The following is a 12,832-nucleotide window of genomic DNA, read 5'->3' as shown; positions in this document are numbered from 1 at the left end:
TGCATATGGAACAGCTGACAAGAAATTTGCTGAGTGGCATGAATAAAGAACAAGAAGAAGCAGTTAAAACAACAGAAGGCCCTCTCCTCATCATGGCGGGAGCAGGTTCAGGAAAAACGAGAGTATTAACACATCGAATTGCTTATTTGGTCATCGAAAAGCAAGTCTATCCTTCCAAAATATTAGCGATCACCTTCACTAATAAAGCGGGTCGCGAAATGAAGGAGCGGATCAACAACTTGCTTGGCCAAGGAACAAGCGAACGGATGTGGGTATCTACGTTCCACTCAATGTGCGTGCGCATATTAAGACGAGATATCGACCGCATTGGCTATAGCAAGAGCTTTACCATCCTTGATACCTCTGACCAACTGACCGTAATTAAAAATGCTCTAAAAGAGCTAAACATCGATCCAAAACGATTCGATCCGCGTTCCATGCTGAATGCGATTAGCTCAGCCAAGAACGAGTGCATTGATGCTGCCTCATATAAAGCTCAAATCAATGAGTCTAACCCATATGAACGGACTGTAGCGCAAGTATATGAGAACTATCAAAAACGCTTGAGAAAGAATCAATCATGCGACTTTGATGATTTGATTATGCTTACAATCCGTCTTTTTGAAGAAGTACCTGAAGTCTTGGAATATTATCAAAATCGTTTCCAATACATTCATGTGGACGAGTACCAAGATACCAATAAATCTCAATACCTGTTAGTCAAAATGCTTGCAAAGAGATTTAAAAATCTTTGTGTTGTAGGTGACTCAGATCAATCAATTTATCGCTGGCGCGGTGCTGATATTCAGAACATCCTATCATTTGAGAAGGATTATCCGAATGCCAAGGTTATTATGCTTGAGCAAAATTATCGTTCTACATCGCGCATCTTACAGGCGGCTAATGACGTCATAGAAAATAATACGAGCCGTTATCCTAAGAAGCTACGTACGGAAAACGAAGATGGAGAAAAAATCTATCTGTACCGCTCCTATGACGAAAAGCAGGAAGCACAGTTCGTCGTTAAGACTATTCAAGAATTGATGGAGACAGAGAATCGTTCTGCAGATGATTTTGCTATTCTTTACCGTACAAATGCCCAATCGCGGGTAATGGAAGAAATGCTTGTCAAATCCAATATGAACTATACCATTGTCGGCGGTACAAAGTTCTATGATCGAAAAGAAATTAAAGACTTGCTGGCCTATTTGCGTCTCATCGCCAATAATGATGATGATTTATCGCTCGCACGTATTATCAATGAGCCAAAACGGAGCATTGGCGCTACATCATTTGAACGCATGGCTCAATTTGCTATTGATCAAGATCGTTCCATATTCGATGCATTGGCTGAAGCTGATTTTATGGGATTATCTGCACGTGCAACAAAGGCGGCAATCGAATTCCGTGAGATGATATTGAATCTGACAAAAATGCAGGAGTTTTTGCCGGTCACAGAATTAGTGGAAGAAATCTTAACTAAATCCGGCTACCGCGATATGTTGAAGAATGAAAAAACAATTGAAGCGGAAAGCCGTTTAGAAAACATTGATGAGTTTATATCTGTTACTAAAGCATTTGAGGATCAAAGTGAGGACAAATCCTTGGTTGCCTTCTTAACTGATCTAGCGTTAATTGCTGATATTGATACATTGGATAAAGAAGATGAAACGAAAGGCTCTATCGTTTTGATGACGATGCATTCGGCGAAAGGGCTAGAGTTCCCTGTCGTGTTCATTATCGGTATGGAAGAAAATATCTTTCCGCATTCCCGGTCATTGCAGGATGATGATGAGATGGAGGAAGAAAGAAGGCTCGCTTATGTGGGTATTACAAGGGCTGAACAGCGCCTTTATTTAACATGTGCTCAATGCCGGACAATCTTTGGCCGCAGCAGCTTCAATACGCCTTCACGCTTCTTGCAGGAAATTGGTTCTGAAATACTGGAAGAAATAGCTTTGCGCGATCAAACAAATGGGCATACTAGCTTTAATGCGCCAAGACGCCATCCATCAGGCTATGCACAGCCACGTCAAACTGTGATTACACCTACCTATAAACAAACAGGTGGCGATCAGATTGGTTGGAAGGCTGGCGACAAAGCCTCTCATAAGAAATGGGGCGTAGGCACGGTAGTAGCAGTGCGCGGAGAAGGCGAAAATACTGAATTGGATATTGCTTTTGCTAGCCCAACCGGCATTAAACGGTTACTTGCAAAATTTGCGCCAATCGAAAAAGTTTAAAAGTGTGGAGGAAACAGAATGGACCGAGTTCAATTGGAAAACAGAGTGGCGGAGTTAAACAAACTTCTTCATGAATACGGGCACGCTTACTATGTATTGGATCAGCCCATCGTACCTGATGCTATCTACGATCAATTGCTGCATGAATTGATTGCTATCGAAGAAGAAAATCCTGACCTTATTTTTCCGGATTCACCAACAAGGCGAGTGGGCGGAGAAATACTGACAGGGTTTAACAAAGTGACGCATCAATATCCGATGTTGAGTTTAGGAAATGCGTTTAATGAAGAAGATCTAAACGATTTTGACCGCCGTGTACGCCAGGTGGTTGGAGATCAGGTCACATATGTATGTGAGCTGAAAATTGACGGTCTAGCGATTTCACTCCGTTATGAAGACGGGCTTTTTGTACAAGGTGCCACGCGCGGGAATGGGACAGTTGGCGAGGACATTACAGAAAACCTGAAAACTGTTCATTCCATTCCGCTGCGTTTAAAAGAACCTGTCAGTATTGAAGCACGTGGCGAATGCTATATGCCGAAGCGTTCATTTACTAATTTGAATAAGATGAGGGCAGAAAAAGGCGATGAGCTCTTTGCTAATCCGCGAAATGCTGCAGCTGGTTCGCTTCGCCAGCTTGATCCAAAGGTGGCAGCGAGCAGAAATTTATCGACATTCATATATGCGATGGGTGGCAACGGCGAAGCATATGGCCTTGAAAGCCATAGTGAGGCACTTGATTATATGGACCATTTGGGCTTTCAAACAAATCATGAGAGAAGAAAGTTCACTAATATGAAAGAAGTAATGGCGTATATCGAGGAATGGACAGAGCAACGCCCAACACTGCCGTATGAGATTGATGGCATTGTCATCAAAGTAGACAGCTACAACCAGCAAGAAGAACTAGGGAATACCGTCAAAGTTCCTCGCTGGTCTATCGCGTATAAATTTCCAGCTGAGGAAGTTGTAACAACTGTTTTAGACATTGACTTAACTGTGGGCCGGACAGGGGTTGTGACACCGACTGCGATCTTGCAGCCAGTCCAAGTAGCAGGAACAACTGTTGGGCGTGCAACGCTTCATAATGAAGATATCATTCGTGAAAAAGATGTGCGCATCGGCGATCAGGTCATCATCCGAAAAGCGGGTGACATTATTCCTGAAGTGGTATCTGTACTGTTTGATCAACGAAAAGAGGATAGCGAACCTTTCGTTATGCCGACACATTGTCCGGTATGCGACAGTGAACTTGTACGCATTGAAGGGGAAGTAGCCTTGCGCTGCGTCAATCCGCAATGCTTTGCCCAAATATCAGAAGGAATGGCACACTTCGTCTCACGCAATGCCATGAATATAGATGGATTGGGTGAAAAGGTTGTAGAACAATTGTTAAGGTCTGGACTGGTTAAAGATGTATCTGATTTATACCGCCTTACTGTTGATGAATTGGTACAGCTCGAGCGCATGGGTGAGAAATCTGCAACCAATCTAGTGAGCGCGATTGCAGCCTCTAAGGGGAATTCATTAGAGCGCTTATTGTTCGGCTTAGGCATCCGACATGTCGGAGCCAAAGCAGCAAGGCTGCTGGCTGAAGAATTCGAAACGATGGATCGCCTAATCAGTGCGACAGAAACAGAATTAGTGAACGTCTTTGAAATTGGCGATAAAATGGCGGATTCAGTCGTGACGTATTTCGATAATGAAGACGTGTTGGCCTTGATCTCACGTTTAAAAGAAGCTGGTGTCAACATGAATTACCTTGGCAAGAAGGTGAACGCAGCGGAAATCGACAGTCCATTTTCAGGAAAAACAATTGTCCTGACCGGTAAATTAGAACAATTGACAAGAGACGATGCAAAAGTGAAAATAGAAGAGTTAGGCGGCAAAGTCACAGGCAGCGTCAGCAAAAAGACGGACCTGGTCATTGCCGGAACAGAGGCAGGCTCTAAACTCGCAAAAGCCGAAGATTTGGGCATTGAAGTGTGGGATGAGGACCGCCTGCTTGAAGAATTAAGAGAGTAAAGGAGTTTTCACAGGCAATGAACCGACTTCGCTTTATACCCGCAATGCTTGTTACAGCAATGCTTGCGGGCTGTAGTTTGCCTTCTTTATCGAAAGATTCATCAGTTGTTCAAACCAACACAAAAGATAAAGAAGAAACAACTATCATTCCAAGTATGCAAATCGATGACCAATACTACCGTACACTTTTACCGTATAAAGAAAGCGCAAGTAGAGGTTTGATTGTTTCCAATATCAATACAAAGTACGACGTGAAGGAAGCAGAAAGCGGGCTTTTACGTTTATCGCAACAGGCATTTGATCCGGACAAGTACTTTTTCCAAGAAGGACAATACCTAGATAAGGATACGGTTACTTCGTGGCTGGCACGGGGTAACCAAGATCCTGAGGGGTTAAACCCGAAAGAAACAAAAAATATGACGCCGGATGAACGTGCCAAAAAAGCGCCTATCTATTTGGCCCATATTGTAGAGCAGAATTATCTGCAAAAAACAGGGAAAAACAAAGTAAAGCTTGCAGGCATTTCCATCGGCCTTGCGCTCAATTCAACCTACTATTATCAAAAAGAAGAATATGGCGCTACATATGATGAGCCAATTGATATGTCCATGATTGAATCTCAGGGCAAAAAGATGGCATCACAAGTAGTCAAACGACTGCGCCAAATCGACGGCTTGTCAGAAGTGCCGATTACAGTCGGATTATTTAAACAACAAAGCAAATCAGCTATTACGCCAGGCACATACTTTGCTTATACAGATGTAGATAAAGGAAGCGCCTCAATTAAAAGCTGGAAAAAAGTAAATGAAAAATATGTATTATTCCCAACAAGCGATTCAACAAACAAGTATCGGGATATCAATGAAAACTTCAATTACTTTAAGCAGGATATTGATAAGTATTTCTCAAACTACACTAATATCGTAGGTACTGGTTTCTATCAAAATAACAAAATCAAAAAGCTAGAAATCCAGATTCCTATTAAGTTTTACGGGACTTCCGAAATCATTGGGTTTACTCAATATATGGCGGGAGAAGTCATGGACCAATTCCCTAAAGGTCTAGAGATTGAAGTGAACGTAACGTCCGTCAATGGTCCAGAAGCGCTTGTCGTGAAAGAAGCCAATGCGGACGAACCGTATATTCATATTTACAATGATTAATAGATGTATTAGAAAGAAGAGCTTAAAGGGTTTATCCTTTAAGCTCTTCAGACTGTAGACAAACTCTAAGGATTTGGAGTTTGCGTGCAGTCTTTTTTCTTTTAAAACGGAATCAACAGGAAAACTGTTGATTTCCGCTGGGAGCGGACGCTTTCCGGGGGGCACGGCTTCAGCCGCTTCCTTCGCTTTGCTCCGTCCAGGGTCTTCAGCTCGTGCTGATCCCCAGGAGTCGCCGCTCTCCTCTCCAATCAACAAGTGTCTATCTACTACTCGATGAGGTAATGAATATAATGTAAAAATCAAGTCAACGAACGTGAACAGAAGGCGATTTTGACCATTGAGCAGTTGAATCCGCAAGATCACTTGGTTCGTAAGCTAGATGCGGCGTTTGACTTTTGAAATCTGTGAGGAACGGAAAGAAACGGTTGAACGTAGCTTATACATTCTGTTTGCGATACAACAAACTGAAAAACCTTTGCCAGCAAGCGTTCAGACAGTGCTTTAGCGAAGGGAAGTGTGTTGCACATTCCTTTGGTATAATGATATTATTATCGGTATGGTTATTGAATTCGGAGGTGTAAAAAATGGCGAAACTTTCAAAGGAAGAAGTAAAGCATGTCGCGAAACTTGCGAGACTTGCAATTACAGAAGAAGAGGCAGAAAAGTTCGCGGAGCAATTGGGCGCGATTACTGATTTTGCTGTGCAACTAAATGAACTCGATACAACAAATGTTCAACCAACAACGCATGTATTGCCGCTTGTTAACGTATTCCGTGAGGACGTAGCAGTTAAAGGTTTAGACCGCGATGTGATGATGAAAAACGTGAAAGAACAACAAGATGGACTAGTTAAGGTACCACCAATTATTAAAGATTAAGGAGGGAATCCCGTGTCTCTATTCAAAAAATCAGCGAAAGAATTGCAAGAGCTATTACATAGCAAAGAAATCACCATTGCTGACTTAACAAAAGAAGCTTATGACCGCATTGATGCATTAGACGGTGAAGTAGGCGCATTTTTAGCATTAAATAAAGAACAAGCACTAAAAGAAGCGGAAGAAATGGATAAAGTTCCATTTGAAGAACGCGGACCGCTATTTGGTATGCCAATCGGCGTGAAAGACAATATTGTAACAGAAGGTTTGGAAACAACATGCGCTTCTAAAATTCTAGAAGGCTTTAATCCAATCTACAATGCAACCGTTGTCAATAAATTGAAAGAAGCAGGCATGGTGAACGTCGGCAAAATCAACATGGACGAATTTGCAATGGGTTCTGCCAACGAAAACTCATCGATCAAACCTGTGCATAATCCATGGAATTTTGAACATGTACCAGGTGGTTCTTCAGGTGGTTCAGCAGCAGCAGTTGCAGCAGGCGAAGTACCATTCTCATTGGGCTCTGATACAGGCGGCTCTATCCGCCAACCAGCGGCTTATTGCGGTGTGGTTGGTATGAAGCCAACATACGGCCGTGTATCTCGTTTTGGTCTTGTAGCATTCGCTTCATCTCTTGACCAAATTGGACCGATTACACGTAATGTACGCGACAATGCGCTACTATTAGAAGCTATTGCAGGAGTGGATGCGCATGACTCTACATCTGCTAATGTAGAAGTGCCTCACTATGTAGATCAATTAACTGGCGATATCAAAGGTCTTAAAATCGCAGTGCCAAAAGAATACCTCGGCGAAGGGGTAGGCGAAGCAGCACGCAAATCTGTACTAGAAGCAATTGAAAAATTAAAAGAACTAGGTGCAACTGTTGATGAAGTATCCCTTCCTCACTCAAAATATGCTCTAGCAGCTTACTATATTCTGTCTTCATCTGAAGCATCATCTAACCTTTCTCGCTTTGACGGTATTCGTTACGGCTTTAGAGCAGAAGCAGATAACTTGGATGATTTGTATACAAAAACTCGTGCAGAAGGCTTTGGCGATGAAGTAAAACGCCGTATCATGCTTGGCACATACTCACTATCAGCGGGTACATATGATGCGTATTACAAAAAAGCGCAACAAGTCCGCACATTAATCAAACAAGACTTCGATAAAGTATTTGAAGAGTACGATGTAATCGTTGGCCCAACTTCTCCAACAGCAGCATTCAAACTAGGAGAAAACTTGGATGATCCGATGACTGTCTATGCAAATGACATTTTGACAGTGCCAATCAACTTAGCGGGCGTACCAGCCATCTCAATTCCATGTGGATTTGATAATGGTCTTCCTCTTGGTCTTCAAATCATCGGTAAATACTTTGAAGAAGGTACTGTATACCGAGTGGCTGATGCTTTTGAAAAAGCAACAGATTACCACGAAAAAACACCTCAAACTTGGGAGGTAAAATAACATGAATTACGAAACAGTCATTGGTTTAGAAGTGCATGTGGAGTTAAAGACGAATTCAAAAATCTTCTCACCATCACCAAACCAATTTGGTTCAGAACCAAATACCAATACATCTGTGATCGACCTTGGGTATCCTGGCGTGCTTCCAGTTGTGAACAAAGAAGTAGTTAACTATGCTATGCGCGCATCATTGGCGTTAAACATGGATATCAACCAACACACTAAATTCGACCGCAAAAACTATTTCTATCCGGATAATCCGAAAGCGTACCAAATTTCACAATTTGATGTGCCAATCGGCGAAAATGGTTGGATTGAAATTGAAGTAGGCGGCGAGAAAAAACGTATCGGTATCACACGTCTTCACATGGAAGAAGATGCTGGTAAATTAACGCATGGTAAAAATGCTTCACTTGTAGACTACAACCGCCAAGGAACACCATTGGTTGAAATTGTATCTGAACCAGATATCCGCACACCGGAAGAAGCATATGCATATCTAGAAAAATTAAAAGCAATCATTCAATATACAGGCGTTTCAGACGTGCGTATGGAAGAAGGCTCATTGCGCTGTGACGCCAACATCTCTATCCGTCCTTATGGCCAAGATGAGTTTGGTGTTAAAACAGAATTGAAAAACTTAAACTCATTCAGCTTTGTGAAAAAAGGGCTTGAGTATGAGGAACAACGCCAAGCAGCTGTATTAAACGCAGGCGGTGAAATCAAACAAGAGACTCGCCGATTTGATGAGAAAACAGGTAAAACATTCCTTATGCGTGTTAAAGAAGGAACAGACGATTACCGTTACTTCCCAGAACCTGATTTAGTGGATATCGTCATTGATGATGAATGGCTAGAACGTGAAAAAGCTGCTATCCCTGAATTGCCGGATGCACGTAAAGAGCGCTATGCTTCTGAATACGGCGTCCCTGCGTATGATGCGCATGTATTGACGCTATCAAAAGAGACAGCTGATTTCTTTGAAGCAACTGTTGCAACAGGCGCGGATGCAAAACTTTCATCTAACTGGTTAATGGGTGAAGTATCAGCATACTTAAATGCAGAACAAAAAGAGCTTTCTGATACAGCTCTTACACCAGAAGGACTTGGCGGCATGATCAAACTGATCACAGCTGGCACGATCTCTTCAAAAATCGCGAAAAAAGTATTCAAAGAGTTGATTGAAAACGGTGGCGAAGCAGAGAAAATCGTCAAAGAAAAGGGACTTGTCCAAATTTCAGACGAAGGCGCATTGCTTAAAATGGTCACTGAGGTGCTTGATCAAAACGCACAATCTATTGAAGACTTCAAAAATGGTAAAGATCGTGCAATTGGCTTCTTAGTAGGTCAAATCATGAAAGCTTCACGTGGACAAGCTAACCCTCAAATGGTGAATAAAATGCTACTTGAAGAAATTCAAAAACGCTAATTCTAATAAAAAACGCTTGGAGATGAGATGATCTCCAAGCGTTTTTTTTATTTACTTTTTTCATCCACTAATTCAAAACGTTCACATACGAGCAGCATATCTTCTGAAAACTCTAGGCCAACTTTACTTAACGCTTCTGTAAAGAATTCTACATGAACCTCTTTCCAATAACGATATGTCCGGTCTCCTTCACCTTCAGCAATAGCAAATTCTTCTGGCACTTCATTCATCGGCATAATCTTAACATCCACTGTTTTGATAATAGCCAAGGGCTCGTCTTTGCTATTTAAAATAATGCTGTAGTCATTAACAGCAGGAAGTGGCTCTTGTTCTATTTCATACAAAATATGACCAGAACAAGTAGCTGTCTTCACTCCATCGATGACCAATTGCGCCAAATAATCTGGATCTCCGCCGAATTGCCAGGCACTGACCTTCGATGGCTTTTCTTTCTTTTGCTTATCCCAATACATATTCCAATATAGCTGTGATGCTTCATTCATATTTAACCCCAACCTTTACTTTCTTTTTCTTATTAACAAGTAAACGCCAAATAATCCTGCAAGAAACGAAATGGAACCGAGGAGATAATAAAAGAGATGCCCACCCCATTCATGGTAAATAAAACCGCCAACAGAGGATGATACGATGCCGGAAAGGCCAAAGAACAATAGCGCTAATACAGTTTGCCCTGTGGCGCGCCATTCCCGTGGAACGATTCTGTATAAATTCTGGATGGCAGCCGTATAGTAGATTGGGAATGTAAGTGCTTGGAAGAGCTGAATGATCGCTAGCAACAATGCGCTCTCCACAATACCTGATAAGAAAAAGCGAAGCGCATAAAAGAATATAGCGATCGTCATGATTAGCAGTTCTTTTCCTTGTCGCAGCCACCAAACACTGAGGGCAAAGATCACGATTTCACTTGCAGCAGAGATGAAAAACGCAATGCCGACAAGTGAGGGGTCGCCTCCAAGTGAGCGAATATGTATGCCTAAAAATGTATCATTCATCCGGGCCGGAATAGAGCTGAGGAAGACTAAAAGTAAAAACAGCTGCATTTCTCTATTTTTTAATACTTTTTTCAGCCCATCAATTGTCACAGGAGCAGAGCTTGTCGGGACATCAGGCATTTTCCACATAACAGCAAAGCTAATAATCCCAATCACAACGAAAAGAATAGACACGCTGCTCATGCCGAACCATTTCATCACATAGCCGACAACCAGTGATAGGACCGCATAGCCGAGAGCCCCATATGTACGTACAGAACCATAGTTGGTGCCGATGGTTTCAGTCATGGTGAATGACAAACTTTCAGTTAAGGGATCAATTGGCATTAAGAAGAAGTAAACAACCATTGCCGCTATGATCAAACCTACAAAGCTATTCATATGAAATAAAAGAAATCCGCTAATCGCTGCCATAAAGATTAGAAGTAGCAACACTTTGCGTAGCGTTTTCCTGCGGTCGCTAATCATGCCCCATAGTGGCTGTGCAATAATCGTCACAAATCCGCCAGCACCGATAATCAATCCAACTTCATTGGTTTCAAGCCCTTGTCCATCTAAGAAGACAGGCAAGAACGGAATAAACAATGCAAGCATACCGAAAAATAAAAAATTGTGCGCCTTTAAAAGACGTTGAACACTCAAAAAATAACCTCCTTCTATACTAACCTCCTGTAACATACTACAGCGAGGTAGAAATCCCATTATAGCAGGAATTTCAATGAATGGAGAGTGTCTTTTTGCGAAAAAGAGGTAAAGTGATTACACTAAAGAGAAGGAGGGGATTTTCATGAAAACAGAAGAACAGTATTTTGCAGAAGGAACACCGATCAAAGACTATATGGATCAAATGGATACCCATCAAGAAGCGAGCATGCATGTGTACAATGAATTCGAGCTGCCAGAGGACGGTCCATTTATTTCACTGCTCAAAGAAAAGAAACCCCATATTTTAGCGATTACAGAAGACTGGTGCGGAGATGCAATGATGAACAACGCCATTTTAAGACGCATTGCTGAAGAGGGCGACATCGAGGTGCGCACAGTACTCCGTGATGAAAATGAAGAGTTGATTGACCAGTATCTAACGAATGGCGGACGTGCGATTCCTATCTACATCTTTCTAAACGAACAAGGAGATGTTATTGGCAAATGGGGACCGCGTGCACCACAGATTCAGGAGTATATGACTAAAGGTAAGAGTGAATTGCCAGATGCTGAAGATCCTGCTTTTGAGGAAAAACAAAAAGAGCTATTTGCACATATTACAAGGGAATATGCTACAAATGAGAAGTTCTGGAGTTATGTTTATGAAAGCCTAAGTCGCGCGCTCATCTTAGCCCTATCGTAATGGGGCTATTTGCAGAAGGTGCCTATTCGTTATAAAATAGATGTTGGCTATCCAGTAAATGGGGGCTTAATGGCCCCTTTGCTGGAACTTAAGCATGAAGGATTCGTTCTCTTTATAGAGAAATTTTGTAAAGTAGGAAGGTAGAATGATGAAGCGAGCACGTATCATTTATAACCCCACATCAGGCCGCGAAGCTTTTAAAAAGCACTTGCCTGACGTATTAGCTAGACTGGAAGTGGCAGGCTATGAGACATCTTGTCACGCGACTACATGTGCGGGTGACGCTACGAACGCGGCCAAAGCTGCAGTAGAAAGAGGCTTTGATGTCATCATCGCCGTGGGAGGCGATGGCACGTTAAATGAAGTGGTTGCAGGTGTAAGTGGTTTTGAAAACAAACCATTAATTGGGCTAATCCCAATGGGCACGACCAATGACTTTGCGCGCGCAGTCCAAATCCCGCGCGATATCGATAAAGCACTTGATATTATTATTGAAGGCAACAGCATCCCAGTAGATGTTGGATGTGCCAATGATCGTCACTTTATCAATATTGCAGGACTTGGCAGAATTACTGAGCTGACATATGAAGTGCCGAGTAAATTAAAGACAGTTTTAGGCCAGCTAGCTTACTATCTAAAAGGCATCGAGATGCTGCCATCCATCAAAGCTACAAAAATGCGTATTGAATATGATGGAGAAGTATTTGACGACGAAGTAATGATGGTGTTAATTGCCTTGACTAATTCCGTCGGCGGCTTTGAAAAACTCGCGCCTGATGCAAGCCTGAATGATGGGCTGTTCTCTGTGTTCATTCTTAAAAAGTGCAATATAGCTGATTTCGTCAAGCTTGTTACACTTGCAAGTAGAGGCGAACATTTGCGAGATCCTCATATTATCTACACAAAGGCAAGCCACTTGAAAATCACTTCAGACGAAAAAGTGCAGCTAAACTTGGACGGAGAGTATGGCGGGGATGTGCCGGCTGAGTTCACCAACTTAAAACGCCACATAGAATTATTAGTCCCAATCGAAAAAATGAAAGAAATCGACCGACCACAAGATTAATAAAGGGCTAGAGAGCAAAGATGCTTTCTAGTCTTTTTTTATGTTTTTCATCTTAGTTGACTAATGAAAAGCTATTTCATACATTCTCAAGCACCTAAAATTTCACCTCACTTCAAATTCTCGTTTGAAACATGAATAAAAGACGCATAATGCGAGTATCATACCTAATTGGGAAGATTTAAAAATTATTTAGT

General features: G+C 42.0%; 10 protein-coding genes. 8 read left to right on the top strand and 2 right to left on the bottom strand.

Annotated features, from left to right (window positions below; translation table 11 throughout):
* Positions 1–5: 5 nt before the first annotated feature.
* The 6 genes from pcrA to gatB all read left to right on the top strand — a co-directional run bounded on the left by pcrA (position 6) and on the right by gatB (position 9,211).
* Positions 6–2,243, top strand: coding sequence for a DNA helicase PcrA (gene pcrA, locus M2M59_RS13785; RefSeq protein WP_249774887.1), 2,238 nt, complete (start codon positions 6–8; stop codon positions 2,241–2,243).
* Between the two features lie 18 nt (positions 2,244–2,261).
* Complete coding sequence (ligA, locus tag M2M59_RS13780) at positions 2,262–4,268, top strand: NAD-dependent DNA ligase LigA (protein WP_249774886.1); 2,007 nt, start codon at positions 2,262–2,264, stop codon at positions 4,266–4,268.
* Positions 4,269–4,285: 17 nt separating this feature from the next.
* Entirely contained in the window at positions 4,286–5,431 is a 1,146-nt protein-coding gene (locus M2M59_RS13775; protein WP_249774885.1) for a CamS family sex pheromone protein, read from the top strand.
* A 584-nt stretch (positions 5,432–6,015) separates the two neighbouring features.
* A complete protein-coding gene (gene gatC / locus M2M59_RS13770; protein ID WP_066790065.1) occupies positions 6,016–6,309 on the top strand; it encodes an Asp-tRNA(Asn)/Glu-tRNA(Gln) amidotransferase subunit GatC in 294 nt (97 codons plus the stop codon).
* 12 nt (positions 6,310–6,321) lie between these two features.
* A complete protein-coding gene (gene gatA, locus M2M59_RS13765; RefSeq protein ID WP_147197663.1) occupies positions 6,322–7,782 on the top strand; it encodes an Asp-tRNA(Asn)/Glu-tRNA(Gln) amidotransferase subunit GatA in 1,461 nt (486 codons plus the stop codon).
* A 1-nt stretch (position 7,783) separates the two neighbouring features.
* Positions 7,784–9,211 carry an Asp-tRNA(Asn)/Glu-tRNA(Gln) amidotransferase subunit GatB gene (gatB, locus tag M2M59_RS13760; RefSeq protein WP_249774884.1) on the top strand — a complete coding sequence of 476 codons (1,428 nt, stop codon included), beginning with the start codon at positions 7,784–7,786 and terminating at the stop codon, positions 9,209–9,211.
* A 47-nt stretch (positions 9,212–9,258) separates the two neighbouring features.
* On the opposite strand, the gene M2M59_RS13755 is transcribed toward gatB, so the two are convergent.
* Positions 9,259–9,714 carry an ASCH domain-containing protein gene (locus M2M59_RS13755; protein ID WP_147197666.1) on the bottom strand — a complete coding sequence of 152 codons (456 nt, stop codon included), beginning with the start codon at positions 9,712–9,714 and terminating at the stop codon, positions 9,259–9,261.
* A 15-nt stretch (positions 9,715–9,729) separates the two neighbouring features.
* Positions 9,730–10,866: an MFS transporter gene (locus M2M59_RS13750; RefSeq protein ID WP_223823611.1), complete on the bottom strand. Its 1,137-nt coding sequence runs from the start codon at positions 10,864–10,866 to the stop codon at positions 9,730–9,732.
* Between the two features lie 145 nt (positions 10,867–11,011).
* On the opposite strand from M2M59_RS13750, the gene M2M59_RS13745 reads away from it, so the two are divergent.
* Both M2M59_RS13745 and M2M59_RS13740 read left to right on the top strand, forming a co-directional pair.
* Positions 11,012–11,572: a thioredoxin family protein gene (locus M2M59_RS13745; RefSeq protein WP_147197670.1), complete on the top strand. Its 561-nt coding sequence runs from the start codon at positions 11,012–11,014 to the stop codon at positions 11,570–11,572.
* 148 nt (positions 11,573–11,720) lie between these two features.
* Positions 11,721–12,638, top strand: coding sequence for a diacylglycerol kinase (locus M2M59_RS13740; RefSeq protein ID WP_249776025.1), 918 nt, complete (start codon positions 11,721–11,723; stop codon positions 12,636–12,638).
* Positions 12,639–12,832 lie beyond the last annotated feature (194 nt).

Source organism: Rummeliibacillus sp. G93, assembly GCF_023515935.1.
GTDB lineage: Bacteria > Bacillota > Bacilli > Bacillales_A > Planococcaceae > Rummeliibacillus > Rummeliibacillus stabekisii.
This window is presented reverse-complemented; position numbering and strand designations above follow the sequence as displayed.